19 protein-coding genes are annotated in these 25831 nt (G+C 70.8%); 14 read left to right on the forward strand and 5 right to left on the reverse strand.

Annotation, left to right across the window (positions count from 1 at the left end; translation table 11 throughout):
• Positions 1-68 precede the first annotated feature (68 nt).
• From ACHBTE_RS13800 to ACHBTE_RS13830, 7 genes are all read left to right on the forward strand, one after another.
• Positions 69-914 carry a DegV family protein gene (locus ACHBTE_RS13800; RefSeq protein WP_394724048.1) on the forward strand — a complete coding sequence of 282 codons (846 nt, stop codon included), beginning with the start codon at positions 69-71 and terminating at the stop codon, positions 912-914.
• Between the two features lie 405 nt (positions 915-1319).
• Complete coding sequence (locus ACHBTE_RS13805) at positions 1320-2429, forward strand: helix-hairpin-helix domain-containing protein (RefSeq protein ID WP_394724049.1); 1110 nt, start codon at positions 1320-1322, stop codon at positions 2427-2429.
• A 26-nt stretch (positions 2430-2455) separates the two neighbouring features.
• Positions 2456-5107 carry a ComEC/Rec2 family competence protein gene (locus ACHBTE_RS13810; protein ID WP_394724175.1) on the forward strand — a complete coding sequence of 884 codons (2652 nt, stop codon included), beginning with the start codon at positions 2456-2458 and terminating at the stop codon, positions 5105-5107.
• A 4-nt stretch (positions 5108-5111) separates the two neighbouring features.
• Positions 5112-5951 carry an arylamine N-acetyltransferase gene (locus ACHBTE_RS13815; protein WP_394724050.1) on the forward strand — a complete coding sequence of 280 codons (840 nt, stop codon included), beginning with the start codon at positions 5112-5114 and terminating at the stop codon, positions 5949-5951.
• A gap of 63 nt (positions 5952-6014) precedes the next feature.
• Positions 6015-6260 (forward strand): hypothetical protein, encoded by a 246-nt coding sequence (locus tag ACHBTE_RS13820; protein WP_394724051.1) that lies wholly within the window; start codon positions 6015-6017, stop codon positions 6258-6260.
• A gap of 91 nt (positions 6261-6351) precedes the next feature.
• Positions 6352-7338: a DNA polymerase III subunit delta gene (holA, locus tag ACHBTE_RS13825; RefSeq protein WP_394724052.1), complete on the forward strand. Its 987-nt coding sequence runs from the start codon at positions 6352-6354 to the stop codon at positions 7336-7338.
• Between the two features lie 290 nt (positions 7339-7628).
• Positions 7629-8024 carry a nuclear transport factor 2 family protein gene (locus tag ACHBTE_RS13830; protein WP_394724053.1) on the forward strand — a complete coding sequence of 132 codons (396 nt, stop codon included), beginning with the start codon at positions 7629-7631 and terminating at the stop codon, positions 8022-8024.
• Positions 8025-8279: 255 nt separating this feature from the next.
• Here the strand turns inward: ACHBTE_RS13830 and rpsT are convergent, their stop codons facing one another.
• Positions 8280-8546 carry a 30S ribosomal protein S20 gene (rpsT, locus tag ACHBTE_RS13835; protein WP_015660447.1) on the reverse strand — a complete coding sequence of 89 codons (267 nt, stop codon included), beginning with the start codon at positions 8544-8546 and terminating at the stop codon, positions 8280-8282.
• Positions 8547-8787: 241 nt separating this feature from the next.
• Here rpsT and lepA point away from each other — a divergent pair, with 241 nt between their 5' ends.
• Positions 8788-10656, forward strand: coding sequence for a translation elongation factor 4 (lepA, locus tag ACHBTE_RS13840; RefSeq protein WP_394724054.1), 1869 nt, complete (start codon positions 8788-8790; stop codon positions 10654-10656).
• A gap of 228 nt (positions 10657-10884) precedes the next feature.
• Positions 10885-12759, forward strand: coding sequence for an AMP-dependent synthetase/ligase (locus ACHBTE_RS13845; RefSeq protein WP_394724055.1), 1875 nt, complete (start codon positions 10885-10887; stop codon positions 12757-12759).
• 108 nt (positions 12760-12867) lie between these two features.
• Here ACHBTE_RS13845 and ACHBTE_RS13850 read toward each other — a convergent pair whose 3' ends face one another.
• Entirely contained in the window at positions 12868-13428 is a 561-nt protein-coding gene (locus tag ACHBTE_RS13850) for a two-component system response regulator (RefSeq protein WP_394724056.1), read from the reverse strand.
• Between the two features lie 12 nt (positions 13429-13440).
• Positions 13441-17583, reverse strand: coding sequence for a HAMP domain-containing protein (locus ACHBTE_RS13855; protein ID WP_394724057.1), 4143 nt, complete (start codon positions 17581-17583; stop codon positions 13441-13443).
• A 102-nt stretch (positions 17584-17685) separates the two neighbouring features.
• Here ACHBTE_RS13855 and ACHBTE_RS13860 point away from each other — a divergent pair, with 102 nt between their 5' ends.
• From ACHBTE_RS13860 to ACHBTE_RS13870, 3 genes are all read left to right on the forward strand, one after another.
• Complete coding sequence (locus ACHBTE_RS13860; RefSeq protein WP_394724058.1) at positions 17686-19923, forward strand: SpoIIE family protein phosphatase; 2238 nt, start codon at positions 17686-17688, stop codon at positions 19921-19923.
• A 62-nt stretch (positions 19924-19985) separates the two neighbouring features.
• Positions 19986-21218, forward strand: a complete 1233-nt coding sequence (gene hemW, locus ACHBTE_RS13865; protein ID WP_394724059.1) for a radical SAM family heme chaperone HemW — start codon at positions 19986-19988, stop codon at positions 21216-21218.
• A gap of 101 nt (positions 21219-21319) precedes the next feature.
• Positions 21320-21910, forward strand: a complete 591-nt coding sequence (locus ACHBTE_RS13870) for a Uma2 family endonuclease (protein WP_394724060.1) — start codon at positions 21320-21322, stop codon at positions 21908-21910.
• Here ACHBTE_RS13870 and ACHBTE_RS13875 read toward each other — a convergent pair.
• A complete protein-coding gene (locus ACHBTE_RS13875) occupies positions 21888-22703 on the reverse strand; it encodes a DUF3097 domain-containing protein (RefSeq protein WP_394724061.1) in 816 nt (271 codons plus the stop codon). The genes ACHBTE_RS13870 and ACHBTE_RS13875 overlap by 23 nt on opposite strands.
• Positions 22704-22745: 42 nt before the next feature.
• A complete protein-coding gene (locus ACHBTE_RS13880; protein ID WP_394724062.1) occupies positions 22746-23489 on the reverse strand; it encodes an MBL fold metallo-hydrolase in 744 nt (247 codons plus the stop codon).
• A 163-nt stretch (positions 23490-23652) separates the two neighbouring features.
• Between ACHBTE_RS13880 and hrcA the strand changes: the two genes are divergently transcribed.
• Together hrcA and dnaJ are read left to right on the forward strand one after the other, a co-directional pair.
• Positions 23653-24669: a heat-inducible transcriptional repressor HrcA gene (gene hrcA / locus ACHBTE_RS13885; protein ID WP_394724063.1), complete on the forward strand. Its 1017-nt coding sequence runs from the start codon at positions 23653-23655 to the stop codon at positions 24667-24669.
• The gene (dnaJ, locus tag ACHBTE_RS13890) at positions 24670-25806 is read left to right on the forward strand and encodes a molecular chaperone DnaJ (protein ID WP_394724064.1); all 1137 of its coding nucleotides are present in this window, start codon (positions 24670-24672) and stop codon (positions 25804-25806) included.
• The last annotated feature ends 25 nt before the right edge of the window (positions 25807-25831 follow it).

A 25831-nucleotide genomic window follows, 5' to 3' on the forward strand; every position in this document is an offset into this window, starting at 1 on the left:
GTCACGGCATCGCATGCAGAGCGGGGTCGGGCTGCCGCCCGGGCAGTACGCCAGGTAACCTCCAGCTCATGTCCCGCCATGTCGCGATCGTCACCGATTCAACGGCCTACCTGCCGCCGCGGACGATGGAGCGTCACGGCATCACCGCGGTACCCCTGACCGTGGTCCTGGGTGACAAGGCCCTCGAGGAGGGCACCGAGATCTCGACCCGTTCCCTCGCGCAGGCATTGCAGAAGCGACGTCCTGTCACCACCTCGCGCCCCAGCCCCGCGGTCTTCGCCGAGCACTACCGCAGGGTCGCCGAGTCGGGCGCCACCGGCATCGTCTCGCTGCACCTGTCCGCCGAGCTCTCCGGCACCTACGACGCGGCCGTCCTCGCCGCGCGCGAGGCGCCGGTGCCGGTGCGGGTGGTGGACACCGGGATGATCGCGATGGCCCTGGGGTTCTGCGCGCTCGCCGCGGCGGAGGCGGCCGAGACGGGCGGCACGGTGGACGACGCCGTCACGGCTGCGGAGAAGCGAGCCGGGGCCACGGCCGCCTACTTCTACGTCGACACCCTCGACTATCTGCGCCGCGGAGGCCGCATCGGGGCGGCACAGGCTCTGCTGGGCTCGGCGCTCGCGGTGAAGCCGCTGCTGCAGCTGGAGGACGGCCGGATCGGCCCTCTGGAGAAGGTACGGACGGCTTCCAAGGCGATCGCCCGCCTCGAGGAGATCGCGGCCGACCGGGCGGGCAGCGCACAGGTGGACATCGCGGTCCACCATCTCGCGGCCCCCGACCGGGCATCGGCACTCGCGGACCGGCTGCGGGCGCGGGTCCCGGGGCTGGCCGAGCTGCATGTGAGCGAGGTGGGGGCGGTGATCGGGGCGCATACGGGGCCCGGGTTGTTGGGGGTTGTGGTCTCGCCTCGGTGATGTGGACGGCTGGGGCGGGGGGTTGGGGTTGGGTTGGAGTTGGGTCGGGGTGGGAGGCTGGGGTAGGTGGAGCGCCCTGCGGAGTGGGTGAGTTCACTCGTGTGAGTGGCGGAGTTATCCACAACCGGTTGGTAATCCCCGGGAACTGAGCATGATCATCGCGGATGTGGCGGGGTGCTCGATCCTCGTGGCATGGCACTTCGATCACGCACAAGCACGAACACAAGCACAAGCACGAGTACGACCGCGGGCGCAGGTGCAGGCGCGGGCACAAGCGCAGGCGCGCGTACATCTACAAGTACGCGTACACCTAAGCGAACGCGTACAGCTTCACGTACCGCTCCGGTCACCAGCGGTCCGGGCCGTGGCCCTCGCTCCGACGGCCGCGCCCGCCACCGACGACGCATGCATGCCCCAGGGCGCGATCGGCAGCGCCGCGCCTCCGCGGAGGAGCTGCGACGCAGGGCGGAGGTGATTTTCGCCGAACAGGCCGAGGAATGGCGGGAGTCGGGAGCGGGGCCGCCGGGGGAGGAGTACGGCCAGGGTGCGGCGGGTGCGGCGGGTGCAGCGGGCGGGGATCAGCAGCGCGGCCGACGCATCGGGGCGGCGGAGCTGTACGCGGGCCGGGGCGTGACCGGTGGCGAGAGGGCGGAGTCGGGCACGCCGGATGAGGCCGGCGCGGTTGGCGGTGCTGGTCACGAGGTGAGCCTCGGTGTCCGTGGCGGGGCCGATGGCCGTGCCGGTGATGTGGAGGGCGGGCACTGGCGGGGGCGGCGGGTCGGGTCGGCTCTGCGGGAGCGGATGCCTGTGTGGTTGCAGGCGAGGTGCGGGCTGGAGCGGCGGAGCCTGGTCGCGCTCACGGTGGTGCTCGTCCTCGCCGCCGGGTTCGCCGTGCAGCACTTCTGGGCCGGCCGTACGCAGGCCGTGCGGGCACCCGAGGTGGTGCGGGCCGCGCCCTCGCAGGCGGGAGGTGTCTCGGGTCAGGAGACGGGGACGGGTGCCTCGGCGTTCGGTGTGCCCGGGGCTTCGGCGGCGGGTGCGTCCGGCGCCGGGGGTACCGCCGGGGCAGAGATCGTGGTGGACGTCGGCGGCAAGGTGCGTGAGCCGGGGATCCACCGGTTGCCGGCGGGGTCACGTGTCGCCGACGCCCTGCGCGCGGCCGGTGGCGTGCGGCCCGGCACGAAGACCGACGGGCTCAACCGAGCCCGCTTCCTGGTGGACGGCGAGCAGGTCATCGTCGGTGACCCGGCTGCCGTCCCCGGGGCAGCGGCGGGCCCGGGGCCGGGCTCCGGCGGTGCGTTGGTCCCCGGTACGGCACCCGCCGGTCCGGTCTCCCTCAACACGGCCACCGTCGAGCAACTCGACACCCTCCCGGGCGTCGGCCCGGTGCTGGCCCAGCACATCATCGACTACCGCAACCAGCACGGCGGCTTCCGTTCGGTGGACGAACTGCGTGAGGTCAACGGCATCGGCGACCGCCGCTTCGCCGATATGCGGAATCTGGTACGGCCGTGAGGCCGCCGACACCGAGTACGGACGAGGTGTCCGGCGGCGTCCGCGACGACACCGGTGCAGAGCCCCGTGTCCGCGACGACGCCCCCGCACCGTCTCGCGTCCGCGCCTCCGTCCACGCCGAGTCCGGCAGCCGGCTCGGTGCCTCCCACCCCCACCAGGAAGGACCGACGGACCTCCGACTCGTACCGCCTGCCCTCGCGGCCTGGGCAACGGCGGCACTGATGCTGGACGCCCCACCGGTGTGGGTGGCCGGAACGGCGGTCGCGTGCTTGGTGACGGCAGGCGTCGTCCTCCGGTTCCGGAGAGTGGGTGGAAGGCCCGATCGTCGGGCGCTCGTGCGGCTCGCCTTGTCACGTACTGCGGTCGCGGCCGTGCTGCTCTGCATCGCCGCGGCGGCCGTTTCCGCCGGGTTGCACGGGGCGGACCTTCGGCGCGGGCCGGTGCCCGGGCTGGCGGAGGCCTACGCGACGGTGACCGCAGAGGTCGAGGTCACGGCCGATCCCCGCCTCACCCGGCCCCGGGTCAAGGGGGACCACATGGCACCGACCTCGGTCCTGATCAACGCCGAGGTCCGAGGAGTCGTGAAGTCGGACGGCACTGCGGCGGTGATGCGGACGCCGGTACTGATGGTCGTGGATGGCGGGCCGGGGGTGTTCGACGACGGCGGCAGCGGCCCGTCGCCTCTCCACACCGGCGACGCAAAACCGCGATCCTCCGACGGGCCGCGCTCTCGCGAGGACCGGCGTTCCCCTTGGCTGCGACTCCTGCCGTCCACGCGGCTGCGTGTGAGCGGGCGGCTCGCTCCCGCGTCGGCGGACGGAGACCGGATCGCGGCCGTGTTGCGGGTGCGGGGCCGAGTGGATCCGCAGATCGTGGGGAAGCCGTCGGCGGCGCAGCGGTTGGCGGGGCACTTGCGGGCCGGGCTGCGCGAGGCGACGGACGGACTTCCCGCGGACGCTCGGGCGCTGCTGCCGGGGCTGGTCGTGGGCGACACGTCGAGGATCACTCCGGAGCTGGACGAGGCGTTCAAGGAGACCGACCTCGCGCATACGCTCGCTGTCTCCGGCAGCAATCTCACGATCATCCTGGCCCTGCTGATCGGCCCGCCCGGCCTGGCGCAGCTCGCCGAGCGCCGGGGGCTCGCGCCCCGCCTCGGCATCTCCCTGCGGACGACCGCACTGCTGGGCGGGGCGCTGACCCTGGCGTTCGTCGTCGTGTGCCGGCCGGACCCGAGCGTGTTGCGGGCGGCGGCCTGTGGAGCGGTTGCGCTGCTCGCCATGGCGACCGGACGCCGCAGATCGCTGATTCCGGCGCTGGCGACGGCCGTCCTGCTGCTGGTTCTGTACGACCCGTGGCTGGCTCGCAGTTACGGCTTCCTGCTCTCCGTCCTGGCGACGGGTGCCCTGCTCACGCTCGCGCCCCGGTGGAGCGCGGCGCTCCGGCGGCGCCGGGTGCCGCCGCGGTTGGCGGAGGCGCTGGCAGCCGCGGCTGCGGCGCAGGCACTGTGTGCGCCCGTCGTGGCGGTGCTGTCGGCCCGGGTGAGCCTGGTGGCGGTGCCGTGCAATCTGCTCGCGGAGTTCGCGATCGCGCCGGCCACGGTGCTGGGCTTCGCGGCGCTCGCGACGGCGTCGTTCGTGATGCCGGTGGCCAAGGGCCTGGCGTGGTGTGCCGGTTGGCCGACCGGTTGGATCGCGGATGTGGCGCGGACCGGTGCCGCGCTGCCCGGGGCGGGCGTGGACTGGCCCGGCAGCTGGGCCGGGGCGGCCTTGCTCGCCCTCGCCACGGGCGTCGTCCTGATCGCCGGCCGACGGCTGCTGCGGCACCCCTGGTGGTGCGGGGTGTGCGGGGCGCTGCTTCTGCTGGTGGTCGTGCAGCCGCCGCCGCTGACCAGGGTGGTGACGGGGTGGCCGCCGCCCGGCTGGCGGTTCGCGATGTGCGACGTGGGGCAGGGCGACGCGACGGTGCTCGCCGCGGGCGAGGGGGCGGGGGTGGTGGTGGACGCCGGCCCCGATCCGACGTTGATCGACCGGTGCCTGCGCACGCTGGGAATCACCAGGGTGCCGCTGGTCGTGCTGACCCATTTCCACGCCGACCATGTGGCGGGCCTGCCGGGTGTGCTGCGGGGGCGGGAGGTGGGCGGGATCGAGACGACAGGGCACGAGGAGCCCGTTGATCAGGTGGCGTTCGTGCACAGGGAGGCGGCCGTCCGGCGGGTCCCGGTCACGCGGGCCGCCGCCGGGGAGGAGCGGCGCACCGGAGGGCTGAGCTGGCAGGTGCTCTGGCCGCCACCGCACCCGACGGTGGCCGCACAGGGCCCGAACGACGCCAGTGTCACTCTGCTTGTCCGGTCGGCCGGGCTGCGGCTCCTGCTGCTGGGGGATCTGGAACCCCCGGCCCAGGGGGCACTGTTGAGATCACCGGCAGGAGCACTGCTGGGCGGGGTGGATGTGCTCAAGGTCGCCCACCACGGTTCGGCGTACCAGGACGCGGAGCTCATCCGCAGGGCTGCTCCACGGCTGGCGCTGATCAGCTGCGGTGAAGGCAACCAGTACGGCCACCCGGCTCCCAGCACGCTCGCGGCGCTGCGGGCGCAGGGGGCGATGGTGAGGCGGACGGACGTGGACGGGGCGCTTGCGGTGGCGGGCACGGGCGCGGCGCTGCGGGTGGCGGGAGACTGAGGGCATGGATTCCGTTGAGGTTGATGCCTATCTCCGTCGCCTGGGGGTCGAGTACCCGGCGTGGCCCACCGTGGACGTGCTGCGCGAGCTGCACCTGCGCCATGTGCAGACCGTGCCTTTCGAGAACCTGTCGATCCATCTCGGCGAGGAGATCGTCCTGGAGGAGAAGAGGCTGCTGGACAAGGTGGTGGGGGCCAGGAGGGGTGGGTTCTGTTACGAACTGAACGGGGCGTTCGGGGCGTTGCTCACCGCGCTGGGGTTCGATGTGACGCTACTCGCGGCGCGGGTGCACGGCAAGGAGGGGCGGCTCGGGATTCCCTACGACCACATGGCACTGAAGGTGCGGACGGTGGACGGGGGCACATGGCTGGCGGACGTGGGGTTCGGGGCGCACAGCCACTATCCGTTGGCGTTCGAGGCGCGGGGTGAGCAGGAGGATCCTGCGGGGGTGTTCCGGATCGTCGAGGCCGAGCCCGACGCGGCCGGGGTGCGCGGCGGGCACGACGTGGCGGAGGCGGCGGATCTGGAGGTCGTCATGGCGGGCAGGCCGGAGTACCGGCTGGAGCGGCGTCCGCGGGTGCTGGGCGACTTCGCGGCCGGGGCGTGGTGGCACAGCACCTCGCCTGCCTCGCACTTCACACAGTCGCTGGTGTGCTCCCGGGTGACGGAGGACGGAGGGCGGATCACGCTGAGCGGGCGCACGCTCAAGGCGACGGCGGCCGACGGGGCGCGGGAGGAGCGGGAGTTGGACACGGACGAGGAGGTGTTGGGGGTGTACCGGGAGCGGTTCGGGCTCGCGTTGGATCGGGTGCCCGTGGTACGGGGGCCCGGCCGGGCCGGGTGATGGGTGCGCGCGCACTGACCCCCGGCGCGGATCGACCTCCCGTCGGTGCATGAGAATGCCTCCGTGAGTGATGTGAGACATGTGCTGGTGCTGCCCGACCGAGACGCGGCGGAGGAGGTCGTGGCGGCGCTCGGGGAGCGGTTCGGGATCGATGAGGAGCCGCGGCTGGTGCGGGATGCGCTGGCCGGAGAGGACGACGCGGAGGACGCGCAGTGGCTGGTGGTGCTGCGGGACGAGGCGGGGCGGCTCGATCCGGGGGCGCTGGACGAGTTCGCGGGGGAGTGGGACGGGTGGCGCGAGGAGCCGTAGCCGCCCGCCTGCTCGGAGCCCGGCAGCGGCACCTGGCCACCTCGTGGGCGGCCCGGCCCCGATGTCAGTCCCTCGTGCCATCCTTGTCGCGATGCCCAGGAAGACTGCGAATGACGATCCCCTCGCTCCCGTGACCCTCGCCGTGGGGCAGGAGGAGTTGCTGCTCGACCGCGCCGTGCGGGAGGTGGTGGTGGCCGCCAGGGCCGCCGACGCCGATACGGATGTGCGGGAGCTGACCCCGGAGCAGCTGCAGCCGGGCACGTTGGCCGAGCTGACCAGCCCCTCCCTGTTCGCGGAGCGCAAGGTCGTGGTCGTGCGCAATGCTCAGGACCTTGCGGCCGACACGATCAAGGACGTGACGGCGTATCTGGGGTCACCGGCCGAGGAGATCACCCTCGTGCTGTGTCACGCGGGTGCGGCCAAGGGCAAGAAGCTGCTCGACGCCGCGCGCAAGGCGGGGGCGCGGGAGGTGGCGTGCCCGAAGATGACCAAGCCGGCGGACCGGCTGGCGTTCGTGCGCGCTGAGTTCCGGGCGACCGGGCGGTCCGCGACGCCGGAGGCGTGTCAGGCGCTCGTCGACGCCATCGGGAGCGATCTGCGGGAGTTGGCGTCTGCGGTGAGCCAGTTGGTCGCCGACGTCGAAGGGACCATCGACGAGGCGGTGGTGGGCCGGTACTACACCGGCCGTGCCGAGGCGTCGAGCTTCACCGTGGCCGACCGGGCGGTGGAGGGGCGGACCGCGGAGGCGCTGGAGGCGCTGCGGTGGTCGCTGGCGACCGGCGTGGCCCCCGTGATGATCACCAGCGCGCTCGCACAGGGCGTCCGGGCCATCGGCAAGCTGTCCTCCGCGCGCGGCGGTCGCCCCGCCGACCTGGCGCGGGAGCTGGGCATGCCCCCCTGGAAGATCGACCGAGTGCGCCAGCAGATGCGGGGCTGGACGCCCGATGGCGTGGCGGTGGCGTTGCAGGCGGTAGCGGAGGCCGATGCCGGTGTGAAGGGGGGCGGGGACGACCCGGAGTACGCCTTGGAGAAGGCGGTCGTCGTCATCGCGCGGGCGGCGCGGGCCAGGGGCCGGTAGCCACATCACCACTGGCTGTAGCGGCGTCCGAGAGTCGAGGCCGGAAGCCGGAGCCGAAGGCCGAGGCCCATGCCGAGACCCATGCCGAAGCGGACGGCCGAGAACCTCGATGGTCGACAACCTCGACGGCCGAAGAATCCGACGGCCGAAGAATCCGACGGCCGAAAACGCCCACGCCCCCGACCCCGGCGTGAAGGGTCCCGCTCGTCCCGGGCGCCGAGATAGGCCCCGGGGTGGAAAATTGTCCTGTCAGCCGTTCATCCGCCGGATCATGAAAGGTGGCGGTCGCCATGGCTGAGCACCCGCACGCACAGCTCGTCCGCAGGGGCTATGAGGCGTTCGAACGCGGTGACATGGACGCCCTGCGCGAGCTGATGGCATCGGACTGCACGCATCATGTGCCCGGCAGTCACCCGCTCTCGGGTGACTTCAAGGGCGTGGACGCGATCGTCGACATGTACGGTCGGCTCGCCGCGGAGACCAACGGCACCATGCGGGCCGAGCTGCGTTCCCTCCTGGTCGACGGCCGGGGCCATGTCGTGGCAGTGCACCACTTCAGCGCCGACCGCAACGGCAAGCACATCGACGACGAGGGCGCCATCATCTTCCGGATCGTCGGAGACAAGGCCACCGATCTGGACGAGTGCGTCGAGGACATCGACAGGGCCGACGAGTTCTGGAGCTGACCGGCGTCCTTCGGTCGGGCGTCGACGGCCTTCGACGGCGTCCCCCGGCGGCGGTGCCGCACCGGCCCGCTGCGGCATGCCGAAGGCCCCGGCGCCCACCCTGGGGAAGGGTGAGGCACCGGGGCCTTCGGATGAAGCTGCTGGATCCGCACCCGCGTGGCGAACGCAGGCCGCGTGCGGATCCGGGGTGCCGGACGGGAGCGGATGAGAGAGGGCCCGCTCGATTCCCTCCGGCGGTCAGATCAAAGAAAGGTGTCAGCCCTTGAGGGACGCGACCTTCGAAGCAAGCGCCGACTTCTTGTTGGCGGCCTGGTTCTTGTGGATGACGCCCTTGGAGACGGCCTTGTCGAGCTGACGCGCGGCAGCGCGCTGGTACTCGGTGGCCTTCTCGACGTCACCCGCGGCAGCGGCCTCACGGGCCTTGCGGATCGCGGTCTTCAGGGAGGACTTGACGGCCTTGTTGCGCAGCCGGGCCTTCTCGTTGGTCTTGATCCGCTTGATCTGGGACTTGATGTTCGCCACGAATGAGCCTTTTCAGGTTCAGGCACGGGGCCAGGAGGCTCCTCGTAAGGAGACCGGGTCCCGTACCAGGTGATTTCTTGAGGATGTGCCTCGCGCTGAGAGGGCATGAGACACAGCCACCCAGACTACCAGCGGGCCGGAGAATGGCCCAAACCCGCTCCAGGTCGCCGCCCATGGGACCATGGAACCTACGTATCGATCCGACCCGAGGCATAAGGCGCCTCAAGAGACAGGACCCTGCGTGCCCGCGACCCCTAACAATGTGCCCGAGCCGAGCCGTACCGACCCGGCTCTGATCCGCAACTTCTGCATCATCGCGCACATCGACCACGGCAAGTCCACGCTCGCCGACCGGATGCTCCAGCTGACCGGTGTGGTCGAGCAGCGGCAGATGCGTGCTCAGTACCTCGACCGGATGGACATCGAGCGCGAGCGCGGCATCACGATCAAGTCCCAGGCGGTGCGGCTGCCGTGGGCTCCGACCCACGACCCCGGCAACACGCACATCCTCAACATGATCGACACCCCGGGGCACGTCGACTTCACCTACGAGGTCTCGCGGTCGCTCGCCGCCTGCGAGGGGACCATCCTCCTCGTCGACGCCGCCCAGGGCATCGAGGCCCAGACCCTCGCCAACCTCTACCTGGCGATGGAGAACGACCTCACGATCATCCCCGTACTGAACAAGATCGACCTGCCGGCCGCGCAGCCCGAGAAGTTCGCCGAGGAGCTCGCCAACCTGGTCGGCTGCGACCCGAGCGATGTGCTCCGGGTCTCGGCCAAGACGGGCCTGGGCGTCGATGCCCTGCTCGACAAGGTCGTGGCCGAGGTCCCCGCCCCGGTCGGCGTCAAGGACGCGCCCGCCCGCGCGATGATCTTCGACTCGGTCTACGACTCCTACCGCGGTGTCGTGACCTACGTCCGTGTCATCGACGGCCAGCTCAACAAGCGTGAGCGGATCCGGATGATGTCCACCGGCGCCACGCACGAGCTGCTGGAGATCGGGACCAACTCGCCGGAGATGCTGTCGGCCGACGGCCTCGGTGTCGGTGAGGTGGGTTACCTGATCACCGGTGTGAAGGACGTCCGTCAGTCCAAGGTCGGTGACACCGTCACCAGCCAGCAGAAGGGGGCCACGGAGGCGCTCGGGGGTTACAAGGACCCGAAGCCGATGGTCTTCTCCGGCCTGTATCCGCTCGACGGCTCCGACTACCCGGAGCTGCGCGAGGCCCTGGACAAGCTCCAGCTCAACGACGCCGCGCTCGTCTACGAGCCGGAGACCTCCGCCGCGCTCGGCTTCGGCTTCCGCGTCGGCTTCCTCGGCCTGCTCCACCTCGATGTGATCCGCGAGCGGCTGGAGCGCGAGTTCGGCCTCGATCTCATCGCCACCGCGCCGAACGTGGTCTACCGGGTGGTGATGGAGGACGGCACCGAGCACACCGTCACCAACCCGAGCGAGTTCCCCGAGGGCAAGATCAACGAGGTGTACGAGCCGGTCGTACGCGCCACGATCCTCGCCCCGACCGAGTTCATCGGCTCGATCATGGAGCTCTGCCAGACCCGGCGCGGCACCCTGCTCGGCATGGACTACCTCTCCGAGGACCGCGTCGAGATCCGCTACACCCTGCCGCTCGCGGAGATCGTCTTCGACTTCTTCGACCAGCTGAAGTCCAAGACGCGCGGGTATGCCTCGCTGGACTACGAACCCACCGGCGAGCAGACCTCCAGCCTGGTCAAGGTCGACATCCTGCTGCACGGCGACAAGGTGGACGCCTTCTCGGCGATCACCCACAAGGACCAGGCGTACGCGTACGGCGTCCGGCTCGTCGCCAAGCTCAAGGAGCTCATCCCGCGGCAGGCCTTCGAGGTGCCGGTCCAGGCCGCCATCGGCTCCCGGGTGATCGCCCGCGAGACCATCCGCGCCATCCGCAAGGACGTCCTCGCCAAGTGCTACGGCGGCGACATCTCCCGTAAGCGCAAGCTGCTGGAGAAGCAGAAGGAAGGCAAGAAGCGGATGAAGATGGTGGGTTCGGTGGAGGTTCCGCAGGAGGCCTTCATCGCCGTGCTGAGCAGCGATGACAGCGCGGGGTCGGGCAAGGGCAAGAAGTAGCCGCAGGTAACACCGGGTGACCCGGCAAATCGCCGCATCGGGGGTCCGTCGTACGAAAGTGCGGTGGGCCCCTGTGCGTGTACGGGGAGGGTCTTCGGAGGAAGTGACAGGCCGCGGGCCCTTACGCCGGGGCCTGCCGCCCTTTACTCTGATCCCTGCTCGATAGTTACTCGCGAGTTAAACAACGCGAGTGGAACCAGCCGCACAGTCGCGGGCCCGGAGGATGTCGTGAGCGACGCACAGACACTGATCGAGAACCGTCCGCCGTCCGTGGCGGCCCTCTTCCTGGAGCGCGTGGCCGCCACACCGGATGCCGAGGCATATCGGTATCCCGTACCGTCGGCCGCGGGTCAGGGTCCGGACGACTGGAAGTCGCTGAGCTGGGGGAAGTCCGCCGAGCGCGTCTTCGCCATCGCGGCCGGCCTCATCGAGCTGGGCGTCCAGCCCGAGCAGCGGGTGGCCCTCGCCTCCTCGACCCGTATCGAGTGGATACTGGCCGACCTGGGCATCATGTGCGCCGGCGCCGCGACGACCACCGTCTATCCGCAGACCAACGCCGATGAATCGGCGTTCATCCTCGCCGACTCCGAGAGCCGGGTGCTCATCGCCGAGGACGCCGCCCAGCTGGCCAAGGCGCAGGAGAAGCGCGCCGAGTTGCCGAATCTGACGCATGTCGTGGTCGTCGACCCGGCCGGCGTCGAGACCGCCGACTGGATCCTCACCCTGGACGAGCTGGAGAAGCGCGGCGCGGCCCGGCTGGAGAAGGACCCCGAGCTGATCGAGCAGCGGGTCGGCGCGATCACCAAGGACCAGCTCGCCACCCTCATCTACACCTCCGGCACCACCGGCCGCCCCAAGGGCGTACGGCTGCCGCACGACAACTGGTCCTACATGGCGAAGGCGATCGCCGCGACCGGCCTGGTCGGCGCGGAGGACGTGCAGTACCTGTGGCTGCCGCTCGCGCACGTCTTCGGCAAGGTGCTCACCTCCGGGCAGATCGAGGTGGGCCACGTCACCGCCGTCGACGGCCGCGTCGACAAGATCATCGAGAATCTGCCGGTCGTGCAGCCGACGTACATGGCGGCCGTCCCGCGCATCTTCGAGAAGGTCTACAACGGGGTCGCCGCCAAGGCCCGCGCGGCCGGCGGCGCCAAGTACAAGATCTTCCAGTGGGCCGCCGAGGTCTCCCGCGAGTACGCCAAGGTCACCCAGGACAACTTCCGCCGCACCGGCACCCACTCCGCGCCCTTCGGCCTCGCCGCCAAGCACAAGGTCGCCGACAAGCTCGTCTACACCAAGATCCGCGAGGCCTTCGGCGGCAACCTGCGTGCCTGCGTCTCCGGCTCGGCCGCCCTCTCCCCGGAGATCGGCTTCTTCTTCGCCGGCGCCGGTATCCACATCCTCGAGGGCTACGGCCTGACCGAGTCCTCCGCCGCGTCCTTCGTGAACCCGGGGGAGGCCTACCGCACCGGCACCGTCGGCAAGCCGCTGCCCGGCACGGAGGTGCGGATCGCGGAGGACGGCGAGATCCTGCTGCGCGGCCCCGGCATCATGGAGGGCTACCACGGGCTGCCCGAGAAGACCGCCGAGGTGCTGGAGGCCGACGGCTGGTTCCACACCGGCGACATCGGCGAGCTCTCCCCGGACGGGTACCTGCGCATCACCGACCGCAAGAAGGACCTGATCAAAACGTCGGGCGGCAAGTACATCGCGCCTGCCGAGGTCGAGGGCCAGTTCAAGGCGGTGTGCCCGTACGTCTCCAACATCCTGGTGCACGGCGCCGACCGGAACTTCTGCACGGCACTGATCGCGCTGGACGAGGTCGCGATTCTCGGCTGGGCCGAGGAGAACGGCCTCGGCGGCAAGTCGTACGCGGAAGTCGTGGCCGCGCCCGCCACGGTCGAGCTGGTCGACGGGTATGTGAAGCAGCTCAACGAGGGCCTTCAGAAGTGGCAGACCATCAAGAAGTTCCGGCTGCTGCCGCGGGACCTCGATGTGGAGCACGGTGAGATCACGCCGAGCCTGAAGCTGAAGCGGCCGGTGGTGGAGCGGGAGTACAAGGCGCTCATCGAAGAGATGTACGCCGGGACGCGCGAGGTGTAAAAGACTGCGAGCGGGGTGTGGCGACCGGTCCGTCGTGGCTGGTCGCGCCCCCGCGGCGGGGCCGCAGATCGATACGGCCCCGCGCCCCTTCGGCCGGGACGCGCATCCCTAACCGACGAGCCGGCGTATTTCATGGACCCTGGCGCGCAGTTCCGTCAGGTCCGCGGGGGTGTCGCCGGACAGCTGTTCCTCCAGGGATGCCAACTTGGCGCTCAACTGCATGCTGTGGCCGTGCTCCCGGCTCAGCAGGCGCTCCAGCTGTCGGTTCTTGCGGTAGAGGTCCAGGAAGACCGCCACCTTCGCACGCAGCACCCATGGGTCGAACGGCTTGGTCAAGTAGTCGGCCGCGCCCGTGGCGTAGCCGCGGAACGCGTAGCCGGGCTCGTCCTCCGCGCCCGTCAGGAAGATGATCGGGACGTCCTTCGTCTGGTCGAGCCGTTTGATGTTGGTGGCGGTCTCGAAGCCGTCCATGCCCGGCATGCGGACATCGAGCAGCACCAGGGCGAAACGTTGCCGAAGCAGCGCCTTCATCGCCTCCTCGCCCGAACGCGCGCGGACGAGCGGCTCGTCGAGGGACCCCAGTACGGCCTCCAGCGCGATCAGGTTGTCCTCCATGTCGTCGACCAGGAGGATGCCGGCACGCTCTTCGGTCGTTGCCTCAGCGCTCATGATGAAGTGGCCTCACTCGGTGATGGTCGGCGGAACCTCTTCCTCATCGGAAGTGCCCGGTTCCGGTACTACGGTGCTGACCGCGCCCTCGGGGTCCAGAAGGTCGCAGACGACGGTCAGCAGCTGATCCACGTCCACCGGCTTCGGCACGTAGTCGTGGGCGCCCCGCGCGATGGACTTCTCCCGGTCCCCGGGCATGGCCTTCGCCGTCAGGGCGACGATGGGCAGGTCCGCCCAGCGGGGGGTGCGGCGGATGGCGGAGATCGTCTCGTAGCCGTCCATCTCCGGCATCATGATGTCCATCAGGACCAGTTCCACGTCCGGGTTGCGCTCCAGGGTCTCGATGCCCTCGCGGCCGTTCTCCGCGTACAGCACCGGCATGCCGACCCGGCCCAGGACATGCGTGAGCGCGAAGACGTTGCGGATGTCGTCGTCCACGATGAGCACCCGGCGGCCCGGGAGCACCCGGCCCGGCCGGCCGGTCTGCCATGCCTCCAGCCTGGTCGGCGTCGGCCAGGAGTCGTACGGGTCGTGGGCGGTCTGGAAGGACTCGGCCGACAGCTGCTCCGGCACCGGCAGCGGGCGGTCCTCGGGGACCGGGCCGAGGGCGGCGTGACCGGGGCTCATGACCGGGACGTACAGCGTGAACGTGGAGCCCCTGCCGGGCTCGCTCTCGGCGACGATACGGCCGCCCAGCAGGCCCGCGATCTCCCGGCTGATGGACAGGCCCAGTCCCGTGCCGCCGTACTTGCGGTTGGTCGTGCCGTCGGCCTGCTGGAACGCCTCGAAGATCACCGGGAGTTTCTCCGGAGCGATGCCGATACCGGTGTCGGACACGGCGAACGCGATCACCTCGTCGCTCTCGCGGACGAAGCGGTGCTCGGGGTCCTTCACCCGGTGCACCCGCAGCTCGACCTTGCCCGTCGCGGTGAACTTGATCGCGTTGGACAGCAGATTGCGCAGGATCTGCTGGAGGCGCTGTTCGTCCGAGTACATCTCGCGCGGCACGTCCTCGCCGACCGACACCTCGAAGGCGAGCCCCCGGTCGATGGTGAGCGGGCGGAACGTGGCGTGGACGTAGTCGAGCAGCTTGATGAGCGGGAGCTTCTTGGGTCGTACGTCCATCCGGCCCGCCTCGATCTTCGACAGGTCGAGGATGTCGTTGATCAGCTGGAGCAGGTCGGAGCCCGAGCGGTGGATCGTCGTCGCGAACTGGACCTCCTGGTCGGAGAGATGGCCGTCCGGGTTGTCGGAGAGCAGCCGGGCGAGGATCAGCAGGGAGTTCAGCGGGGTGCGCAGCTCGTGCGACATGTTCGCCAGGAACTCCGACTTGTACTGCGAACTGGTGGCCAGCAGCGCCGCCTTCTCCTCCAGTTCGGCGTTGGAACGCTGTAGCTCCGCCTGCTGCATCTGGAGCTCGTCGGAGCGTTCCTGGAGCTGCCGGGCCAGGCGCTGGGACTCGCCGAGCAGGGACTCCGTACGGGAGTTGGCGATGATGGTGTTGATGGCGACGGCGATGGTGTTCACGAACTGGTCGAAGAACGCCAGGTGCACATCCGAGAAGCGGGAGAAGGACGCCAGCTCGATCACGCCGAGAAGCTTGTCCTCGAAGAGGATCGGGATGATGACGACACTGCTCGGTGCCGCTTCCCCGAGCCCGCTGTTGATCTTGATGTAGTCCGGCGGGGCCTCCTCGACGAGGATCCGCTTCTTCTCGCGGGCCGCCTGCCGGACCAGACCGTGCACCGGCAGGCCGCCGGTCTCGATGGTGGTGCCCTGGGCCGAGCCGTACCCGGCGATGAAGGCGAGCCCCTTCGTGGGCACGGTCGTACGCAGCGCGGCGCTCTCCTCGTCCGGGTCGGCCAGGAAGAACGCGCCGTACTGCGCGTTCACCAGCGGCGTCAGCTCGCGCAGCAGCAGGTCGGCGACCTCCATCAGATCGCGGTGGCCCTGCATCAGGGCGGCCAGGCGGGCCAGGTTGGACTCCAGCCAGTCCTTGGCGCGGGTCGTCTCGCGCAGGTTGGCCACCATCAGGTTGATGTTGTCCTTCAGCTCGGCGACCTCGCCCTGGGTCTCCACGGTGATGGAGCGGGACATGTCGCCCTGGGCCACGGCGGAGGCGACCTCGGCGATCGCGCGGACCTGGGTGGTCAGGTTCGACGCGAGTTCGTTCACGTTCGTCGTCAGGCGCTTCCAGGTGCCGTACACGCCCTCCACCCGGGCCTGGCCGCCGAGCCGTCCCTCGGAGCCGACCTCGCGGGCCACGCGGGTGACCTCGGAGGAGAAGGACGAGAGCGTGTCGACCATCGTGTTGATGGCGGTCTTCAGCTCCAGGATCTCGCCGCGCGCGTCCACGTCGATCTTCTTGGAGAGGTCGCCGTTGGCGACGGCGGTCGTCACCTGGGCGATGTTCCTCACCTGGGAAGTGAGGTTGTCGGCCATGTAGTTGACGTTGTCCGTCAGGTCCCGCCAGACCCCGGAGACGCCCAGCACCTGCGCCCGGCCGCCGAGGCGGCCGTCGGTGCCGACCTCGCGGGCCACGCGGGTGACCTCGTCGGCGAAGGCACGCAGCTGCTGCACCATCGTGTTGACGGTGTCCTTCAGTTCGAGGATCTCGCCGCGCGCGTCGACGGTGATCTTCTTGGAGAGGTCGCCGTTGGCGACGGCGGTGGTGACCTGGGCGATGTTGCGGACCTGGGAGGTCAGGTTCAGCGCCATGAAGTTGACGTTGTCGGTGAGGTCCTTCCATACGCCTGAGACGCCGCGTACCTGGGCCTGACCGCCGAGGTTTCCTTCGGTGCCGACTTCTCTGGCGACGCGGGTGACCTCGTCGGCGAAGGCGGAGAGCTGGTCCACCATCGTGTTGATGGTGGACTTCAGCTCCAGGATCTCGCCCTTCGCCTCCACCGTGATCTTCTTGCCGAGGTCGCCCTGGGCCACGGCGGTGGACACCAGGGCGATGTTGCGGACCTGCGAAGTGAGGTTGTCCGCCATGAAGTTGACGTTGTCGGTGAGGTCCTTCCATACGCCTGAGACGCCCCGCACCTGGGCCCGGCCGCCGAGGTTTCCTTCGGTGCCGACTTCTCTGGCGACGCGGGTGACCTCGTCGGCGAAGGCGGAGAGCTGGTCCACCATCGTGTTGATGGTCGACTTCAGCTCCAGGATCTCGCCCTGGGCGTCGACGGTGATCTTCTGGCTCAGGTCGCCGTTGGCGACGGCGGTGGTGACCTGGGCGATGTTGCGGACCTGCGAGGTCAGGTTCGAGGCCATGAAGTTGACGTTGTCGGTCAGGTCCTTCCATACGCCGGAGACGCCCCGCACCTGCGCACGGCCGCCCAGCTGTCCCTCCGTGCCGACCTCGCGGGCCACCCTCGTCACCTCGTCGGCGAAGGCGGAGAGCTGGTCCACCATCGTGTTGACGGTCAGCTTGAGTTCGAGCAGCTCACCGGTCGCCTCGACGGTGACCGTACGGGTCAGGTCGCCTCTCGCCACCGCCGTCGTCACCAACGCGATGTCGCGGACCTGCGCCGTCAGCCGGGACGCCATGGTGTTGACGGCCTCGGTCACATCCCGCCAACTGCCCGACAGGCCCTGCACCTTGGCCCGGCCGCCGAGCCGGCCCTCGGTGCCGACCTCGCGGGCGACCCGGGTGACCTCGCCGGTGAACAGGGAGAGCTGATCGACCATCTTGTTCACGGCCCGGCCCAGGCGCCGCAGGTCACCGCGTAGCTGGCGGCTGCCGTCGTGCAGATCGACGCGCTGGGTGAGGTCGCCGCCGGCCACCGCGTCCAGCACGCGCGTGGCGTTGGCCGCCGGGGCCACCAGGGCGTCCAGCACTTGGTTGACGTCATTGACCCGGGTCGTCCAGTCACCCGGGCCCGGGCTCGCCGAGAGCCGCTCGTCCAGCCTGCCGTGCCGGACCAACTCGCGCTTGACCCGCTGCACTTCACGGTTGAAATGCGTGCTGCGGTCCATGATCTGGTTGAAGACCGCCGTCAGCTCGGCCACCACTCCCTCGCCGGTCTCCGGTAGGCGGCGGAAGTCGCCGTCGCGGGCCGCGGTCATCGCGGCGAGCAGCGGGCGTAGATCGGATGCTCGAATTTGACCGTCTTTGTGTCCGTCTTCGAGCACACGCGTAGCACGGTTCTCACTCATGGCGGCCCACTTCGGTAACTCGGTGCTTATGGGCGTGGCCAGTCTGTCACTCTGTCGGCGTCGACCGAGGCGTATTCGTCCGAACCGTTCGGGGAGCTGTTGATGGGGGCCATTCCGGTGCAACGGGAGACCGTCACCCGTGCCTCTGACGCGCCCGCGCAGGAGGGCGCGCACCCCCGCGCGGAGCGCGGCGCACCGCCGCAGCCCGAGACCCGCACCACCCTGCCCGGCAGCCCCCTGTCCCCGGGGTCCGCCCGCTCCCTGGTGCGCGCCGCCCTCACCGAATGGGCGACTTCCGGCCTGCCCGGCACCGAACGCCTCACCGACCGTCTCGTCGACGACGCCGTCGTGGCCGTCAGCGAGCTCGTCACCAACGCCGTCGTGCACGCCGGTACCGAGGTCGAGCTCACCTGCCGGCTCGAGGACGACACCGGCGCCCTCCTCGTCGAGGTCCTGGACCACCACCCCTCGCGCGCCCCCCGCAACGGCGAGCCCGAGGCGCCGTACGACACCCCGGAGTACGGGCGCGGACTGCGGCTGGTGTCCCGGCTCGCCGAGTCCTGGGGCGTCACCTACCGCACCGGCGCCAAGACCGTGTGGGCGCGGCTGCCCGCCGGGGACGCCGGGGACGCCGGGAATCTCGGGGCGGACAGGGACGACATGGCGGCGTACGCCGAGGAGTGCGAGCTGGAGCGAGGGTTGCGCGTCGCCGAGATCCTCGCGCCCCAGCCGCCCCCCTCACCCGGCGCTCCCGCACCACCGGCCCCCCTCACCTCCTCCCTCGATCCCCTCGAACGGGCCGAGCCCACCGACCGCGGGCTCCTCCAGCACCCGGGCGACCCCCGGCACGCCGACCACGGCCACGACGCCCTGTACGCCGGCGACCCCCGGCACCCCGGCCGTCCCCGCCCTCATGACCACCACGGGCACCCCGGCGGCCCGGCCCACCCCGACCGACCCCACCACCCCGACCAACCCCAGCGCGCCGCCGAACGCGAGCGGGACTGGCTCAACCGCGGCGCCCTCTCCTTCCTCGCCGAGGCGTCCGACCTGCTCGCCGGGCAGCTCGACGAGAACCTCGTCGCCGCGCTCGCCGGCCAGCTGATCGTGCCCCGGCTGGCCGACTGGTGCGCGGTGTGGCTGGAGGACGAGGTCGCCGGCCGCTGGGGCTACCCCCGCCCCGGCGAGGCCGACGGCGAGGCCGGCCGGTCCATGGACGGCATCGCGGGAGCCGGACCCCGGCTCGCCCGGGTCTGGCACGGCTCCGAGAACCTCATTGAGGAACTCCGCCGCGCCCTGGAGAAGGAGCCACCGCACCCGACCGACAGCCACCGCGCCGGGCCCGTCCCGCACCCCTGGCCGGGCGAGGCGCTCGGCGAGCGCCGGACGAGCGGCACGGCGCTCGCATACCGCCTGATCGCCGGCGGCCGTCCGCTGGGCACCCTGGTCATCGGCCGGGCCGGCCTCGCCCGCTTCCCCGACGAGATCACGGGGCTGGTCGAGGACCTCAGCCGCCGGGTGGCCCTCGCCATCGGCGCGGCCCGCCAGTACGCCCGGCAGGCCACCATCAGCCGGGTCCTGCAACGCGGACTGCTGCCCGGGGCCGTCGCGAAGATCCCCGGGGTGGCCAGCGCCCTGGTGTACGAGCCGTGCGACAAGGGCGGTCCGAGCGGCGACTTCTACGACCTCTTCCCGGCCGGCGACGGCCGCTGGTGCTTCGCCATCGGCGACGTCCAGGGCAAGGGCCCCGAGGCGGCCGTCGTGATCGGCATCGCCCGCCCCTGGCTGCGGCTGCTGGCCCGCGAGGGCTATCGCGTCGCCGATGTCCTCGACCGCCTCAACCAGCTCCTCCTCGACGACGCCACCGAGGCCGCCGACGCCGCCGCCCGCGCCCTCGTCGGCCCGGTCGCCCCCGGCGACGGCCCCCAGACCCGCTTCCTGTCCCTCCTCTACGGCGAGCTGACCCCGTTCGAGGGCGGCATCCGCTGCACCCTGGCCTCCGCCGGGCACCCGCTGCCGCTGGTGCTGGGCGAGGGCGGCGAGGTCCACACGGCCGCGCACCCGCAGACCCTCCTCGGGGTCGTCGAGGACGCGACGTACACCAGCGAGACCTTCGAGCTGCGCTCCGGCGACACCCTGCTGTGTGTCACCGACGGGGTGACGGAGCGGCGCAGCGGCTCCCGCCAGTTCGACGACGGCGACGGGCTCGCCACCGCGCTGGCCGGGTGCACCGGTCTGAACGCCGAGCTGATCGCGGAGCGGATCCGCAGGCTGGTGCACGAGTTCGGCGGCCGGCCGCCGGAGGACGACCTGGCGCTGCTGGTGCTGCAGGCCGAGTAGCCGATCTGGCAGCTGATCGAGGGGCGGCGGGGAGTACGCGCGGGTGCTGGACAATGGAGGACATGCCCTCCGCACTTCCCGACGGCGAGCCCGTCCCCGCCGACGGCGCGCTGCCGCTGACCGCGCTCGCCGCCGCGGCCGACCGCCCCCTCGGCTTCTACCTGCACGTCCCGTACTGCGCGACCCGCTGCGGCTACTGCGACTTCAACACCTACACGGCGACCGAGCTGCGCGGCACGGGCGGAGTGCTGGCGTCCCGCGACAACTACGCCGAGACCCTCGTCGACGAGATCCGGCTGGCCCGCAAGGTCCTCGGCGACGACCCCCGCGAGGTCCGCACGGTCTTCGTGGGCGGCGGCACCCCCACCCTGCTGGCCGCCGACGATCTCGTACGGATGCTGGGGGCGATCCGCGACGAGTTCGGACTGGCGCCGGACGCGGAGATCACGACGGAGGCGAACCCGGAGTCCGTCGACCCGGCCTATCTGGCCACCCTCCGCGCAGGCGGCTTCAACCGGATCTCCTTCGGCATGCAGAGCGCCAAGCAGCACGTACTGAAGATCCTCGACCGCACCCACACCCCCGGCCGCCCCGAGGCCTGCGTCGCGGAGGCCCGCGCGGCGGGCTTCGAGCACGTCAACCTGGACCTGATCTACGGCACCCCGGGCGAGACGGACGACGACTGGCGGGCCTCGCTGGACGCGGCGATCGGCGCCGGCCCCGACCATGTCTCGGCGTACGCACTGATCGTCGAGGAGGGCACCCAGCTGGCCCGCCGGATCCGCCGGGGCGAGGTCCCGATGACGGACGACGACGTGCACGCGGACCGGTACCTGATCGCCGAGTCGGCGCTGTCCGAGGCGGGCTTCGAGTGGTACGAGGTGTCCAACTGGGCGACCTCGGAGGCGGGTCGCTGCCTGCACAACGAGCTGTACTGGCGGGGCGCCGACTGGTGGGGTGCGGGACCGGGGGCGCACTCGCACGTGGGCGGGGTGCGGTGGTGGAACGTGAAGCATCCAGGGGCCTATGCGGCGGCGCTGGCGGAGGGGCGGTCGCCGGGGGCGGGGCGGGAGCTGCTGTCGGAGGAGGACCGGCGGGTCGAGCGGATTCTGCTGGAGCTGCGGCTTCGGGAGGGGGTGCCGTTGGAGCTGCTGCGGGAGGAGGGGCTCGCGGCTTCTCGGCGGGCGCTGGGGGAGGGGCTGCTTCAGGAGGGGCCGTATGCGGAGGGGCGCGCGGTGCTGACGTTGCGGGGGCGGTTGCTGGCGGACGCGGTGGTCAGGGATTTGGTGGACTGATCACTCGGACGTGTGAATCGGTGCGGAACGTCGGTTCGGTTCCTAACCTGGTTCGTAGGCTGCTGCCGTAATAGCGGTGGCGGAAACCGGAGGCTGCGGAGATGACCGCTGTGGACGACCGACCGATGACCACCGGCATGGTGAAGATCTTCGAGGAGCTTGAGCCTCCTGAGGGCGTCAAGATGGAGCTTCTCCGGGGGGTAATTGTGATGATGGCCAGCCCTGACATCGTGCACAACATGATCGTTGCCGATGTACAGGACCAGATCCCGCGGCAGCACTGGTCCCGCCTCCAGACTCAGGACGTGGACATTCTGGATGAAGCCAGCGAGCCAGTACCGGACCTGGTGGTTGTGGCGCGAGATGCCCTTCCTGATTCGGGCCGCCTGCTGCCCTCCAAGCTGGTCACGATGGTCGTGGAGGTCGTCTCCAAGTCCAGCGTCCACCAGGACTACGTGGTCAAGCGCTCGATCTACGCCGCGGGAAAGATCCCTGCCTACCTCATTCTCGACCCGATCATGGCGCACTGTGTCCTGCTGACGAAGCCCGCGGGCCAGGGCGAGGACGCCGACTACCTCAGCCAGGAGATCATCAAATTCGGCGACCCGGTCCCGTTGGAGAATCTGGGGCTCGAACTGGACACCAGCGAGTTCGGAACCTTCCCCAACGTCAAGCCCCACCGCTACCCGTGACGAAGTCGATCAGCTCCTCCACCCGCCCCAGCAGCTCCGGCTCCAGGTCCTTGTAGGACCCCACCCGCCCCAGAATCGCCTGCCACACCGCCCCGGTGTTCTCCGCAGGCCACCCCAGCGCCCGGCACACCCCCGTCTTCCAGTCCTGCCCGTGCGGCACCCGAGGCCACCCGGCGATCCCCAGCGACGACGGCTTCACCGCCTCCCAGATGTCGATGTACGGATGGCCCACCACCAGGGCGTGCTCGCTCGTCACCGACTCGGCGATCCGCCACTCCTTGCTGCCCGGCACGAGGTGGTCCACCAGAACCCCCAGCCGGGCGTCCGGACCCGGTGCGAATTCGGCCACGATCGACGGCAGGTCGTCGACGCCCTCCAGGTACTCCACGACCACGCCCTCGATGCGCAGGTCGTCGCCCCACACCTTCTCCACCAGTTCGGCGTCGTGGCGGCCCTCCACATAGATGCGGCCGGCCCGGGCCACGCGTGCACGGGCGCCGGGGACGGCGACAGAACCGGAGGCCGTACGGGTGGGGCGTGCCGGGGCCGCGCCTGCGGGGCGGACCAGTGTCACCGTCTTCCCCTCCAGCAGGAACCCGCCCGGCGTCAGCGGGAACACCCGGTGCTTGCCGAAGCGGTCCTCCAAAGTCACCGTGCCCGCCTCGCAGCGGATCACCGCCCCGCAGAAACCGGTGCCGGGCTCCTCCACCACCAGGCCGGGGTCCGCCGGGACCTCGGGGACGGGCTTGGGCTTCTTCCAAGGCGGTGTCAGGTCCGGCGAGTACTGGCGCATTCGGATGACGATAGGAGAAGCGGGGCCCCGATGGAGTACAGATCAACGCGACACGCCGAAGCGGTCCGCGAGGGCGTCGCGCTGGCGTCGTACGAACCCCGCGTCCACCACCGCTCCGTGACCGGGCACATACAGGGCGTCCTCGCCACCCAGGTCCAGGAGCCGGTCCAGGGCCGCCGGCCAGTGGGAGGGCACGGCGTCGGGGCCCGCCTGCGGCTCGCCCGACTCCTCCACCAGGTCGCCGCAGAAGACCACCTCCCGGTCGCCCGGCGAGCGGGCCGGCACGAGCACCACCAGGTCATGCGCGGTGTGGGCCGGACCCACGTTCGCCAGGAGCACCTGGTGGCCGTCGTCCAGGTCGAGCGTCCACTCGCCGCTGACGTGGTGGCGGGGGCGGGCCAGGGCGTCCACCGCCTCCTCCGCCGACTCCGGGTCCAGGCCGTGGCCCACCGCGTCCGCGCGCAGCTCCTCACGGGCGTGCCGCTGCTCGAAGACCGTGTCCATGCCGACGGCCCCGAAGATCTCCGCCCCCGCGAACGCCGCCGCCCCGAAGACATGGTCGAAGTGGGGATGGGTCAGCGCGAGATGGGTCACACGACGACCCGCGAGCCACTGCGCCTGCGTACGCAGCCGTGCGCCCTCCTTGAGGCTTGACCCCGCGTCGATCACCAGCGCCGCCTCCGCCCCCACGACCAGCCCGGCCGTGCAGTCCCACACCGGAAGCCGGCACCGGCCCACCCCGGCGGCAAGCCGTTCCCACCCGAGCTCTTCCCAAGTCACCGTCATACGGCGACGCTAGCCAAGACAGCACGTCGGGGCACGGCGTGACGGAACCGGCCTTGCCCGGGGTGTACCCCACGGCCGTACACTGGCCGGGGACGGCTGGCACTCGCACGCGCAGAGTGCCAGGCGAGATGTCAAGGGGACGAGCTCTGGAGGTGTGCGCGAGATGCTGAGCGAACGCAGGCTCCAGGTGCTGCGCGCCATCGTCCAGGACTATGTCGGGACGGAGGAGCCGGTCGGCTCCAAGGCGCTCACCGAGCGGCACAGTCTCGGCGTCTCCCCGGCGACCGTCCGCAACGACATGGCGGCCCTGGAGGACGAGGGCTACATCGCCCAGCCGCACACCAGCGCCGGGCGCATCCCCACCGACAAGGGCTACCGGCTGTTCGTCGACAAGCTCGCCGGCGTCAAGCCGATGAGCCCGCCCGAGCGGCGCGCCATCCAGAACTTCCTCGAAGGCGCCGTCGACCTCGACGACGTCGTGGCCCGTACGGTCCGGCTGCTCGCGCAGCTCACCCGGCAGGTCGCCGTCGTGCAGTACCCGTCGCTGACCCGGTCCACCGTCCGGCACGTCGAGCTGCTCTCCCTCGCGCCCGCGCGGGTGATGCTCGTACTGATCACGGACACCGGCCGGGTCGAGCAGCGGATGGTGGACTGCCCGGCGCCCTTCGGCGAGGCTTCGCTCGCGGATCTGCGCGCGCGGCTGAACAGCCGGGTCGCGGGCCGGCGCTTCACCGATGTGCCCACGCTCGTCGAGGACCTCCCCGAGGGCTTCGACGTCGAGGACCGCGGCACCGTCTCGACCGTGCTCTCCACCCTGCTGGAGACACTCGTCGAGGAGAACGAGGAGCGGCTGATGATCGGCGGCACCGCCAATCTCACCCGCTTCGGACATGACTTTCCCCTCACCATCCGGCCGGTGCTCGAGGCGCTGGAGGAGCAGGTCGTGCTCCTCAAGTTGCTGGGCGAGGCGAAGGATTCGGGCATGACCGTGCGCATCGGTCACGAGAACGCCCATGAGGGACTCAACTCCACGTCCGTGGTCTCGGTCGGCTACGGTTCGGGCGGCGAGGCAGTCGCCAAGCTCGGCGTGGTCGGACCGACCCGCATGGATTACCCGGGAACGATGGGAGCGGTACGCGCAGTGGCACGTTACGTCGGACAGATCCTGGCGGAGTCGTAAGTGGCCACGGACTACTACGCCGTGCTCGGCGTGCGTCGCGACGCGTCGCAGGAAGAGATCAAGAAGGCCTTCCGGCGGCTCGCACGCGAGCTGCACCCGGACGTCAATCCGGACCCGAAGACCCAGGAGCGGTTCAAGGAGATCAACGCCGCTTACGAGGTGCTGTCGGACCCGCAGAAGAAGCAGGTCTACGACCTCGGCGGCGACCCGCTCTCCCAGGCGGGCGGCGCGGGCGCCGGCGGCTTCGGCGCGGGCGGCTTCGGCAACTTCTCGGACATCATGGACGCGTTCTTCGGTACGGCGTCCCAGCGCGGTCCGCGCTCGCGCACCCGGCGCGGCCAGGACGCGATGATCCGGCTGGAGGTCGAGCTCGACGAGGCGGCCTTCGGTACGACGAAGGACCTCCAGGTCGACACGGCCGTCGTCTGCAACACCTGCAGCGGCGAGGGGGCCGCCCCCGGCACCTCCGCCCAGACGTGTGACATGTGCCGCGGCCGAGGTGAGGTCTCCCAGGTCACCCGGTCCTTCCTGGGCCAGGTCATGACGTCCCGGCCCTGCCCGCAGTGCCAGGGCTTCGGCACCGTCGTCCCCACGCCGTGCCCCGAGTGCGCGGGCGACGGCCGGGTCCGCTCCCGCCGCACCCTGACGGTCAAGATCCCGGCGGGCGTCGACAACGGCACCCGGATCCAGCTGGCCGGCGAGGGCGAGGTCGGGCCGGGCGGCGGTCCCGCCGGTGACCTGTACGTCGAGATCCACGAACTCCCGCACCCGACCTTCCAGCGGCGCGGCGACGACCTGCACTGCACGGTGACGATCCCGATGACCGCGGCGGCCCTCGGCACGAAGGTGCCGCTGGAGACGCTGGACGGCATGGAGGAGGTCGACATCCGGCCCGGCACCCAGTCCGGCCAGTCGATCCCGCTGCACGGCCGCGGCGTGACACATCTGCGCGGCGGCGGCCGGGGCGACCTCATCGTCCACGTCGAGGTCCAGACCCCGACCAAGCTCGACCCCGAACAGGAACGCCTGCTCCGCGAACTGTCCAAGCTACGCGGCGAGGAACGCCCTCAGGGGCAGTTCCAGCCCGGGCAGCAGGGGTTGTTCTCGCGGTTGAAGGACGCGTTCAACGGTCGGTGACGCTGGGCGCGGGTGGGCTGCTGGG

The organism is Streptomyces sp. M41 (assembly GCF_043673425.1).
Lineage (GTDB): Bacteria > Actinomycetota > Actinomycetes > Streptomycetales > Streptomycetaceae > Streptomyces.

Coding starts and splice junctions, on each gene's coding strand:
- ACHBTE_RS13850 (WP_394724056.1), bottom strand. CDS start 13,428: ATGAGCGCTGAGGCAACGACCGAAGAGCGTGCCGGCATCCTCCTGGTC.
- hrcA (WP_394724063.1), top strand. CDS start 23,653: ATGCTGAGCGAACGCAGGCTCCAGGTGCTGCGCGCCATCGTCCAGGAC.
- holA (WP_394724052.1), top strand. CDS start 6,352: ATGCCCAGGAAGACTGCGAATGACGATCCCCTCGCTCCCGTGACCCTC.
- ACHBTE_RS13875 (WP_394724061.1), bottom strand. CDS start 22,703: ATGCGCCAGTACTCGCCGGACCTGACACCGCCTTGGAAGAAGCCCAAG.
- ACHBTE_RS13870 (WP_394724060.1), top strand. CDS start 21,320: ATGACCGCTGTGGACGACCGACCGATGACCACCGGCATGGTGAAGATC.
- ACHBTE_RS13855 (WP_394724057.1), bottom strand. CDS start 17,583: ATGAGTGAGAACCGTGCTACGCGTGTGCTCGAAGACGGACACAAAGAC.
- hemW (WP_394724059.1), top strand. CDS start 19,986: ATGCCCTCCGCACTTCCCGACGGCGAGCCCGTCCCCGCCGACGGCGCG.
- ACHBTE_RS13800 (WP_394724048.1), top strand. CDS start 69: ATGTCCCGCCATGTCGCGATCGTCACCGATTCAACGGCCTACCTGCCG.
- ACHBTE_RS13880 (WP_394724062.1), bottom strand. CDS start 23,489: ATGACGGTGACTTGGGAAGAGCTCGGGTGGGAACGGCTTGCCGCCGGG.
- ACHBTE_RS13805 (WP_394724049.1), top strand. CDS start 1,320: ATGCATGCCCCAGGGCGCGATCGGCAGCGCCGCGCCTCCGCGGAGGAG.
- ACHBTE_RS13815 (WP_394724050.1), top strand. CDS start 5,112: ATGGATTCCGTTGAGGTTGATGCCTATCTCCGTCGCCTGGGGGTCGAG.
- ACHBTE_RS13830 (WP_394724053.1), top strand. CDS start 7,629: ATGGCTGAGCACCCGCACGCACAGCTCGTCCGCAGGGGCTATGAGGCG.
- ACHBTE_RS13860 (WP_394724058.1), top strand. CDS start 17,686: ATGGGGGCCATTCCGGTGCAACGGGAGACCGTCACCCGTGCCTCTGAC.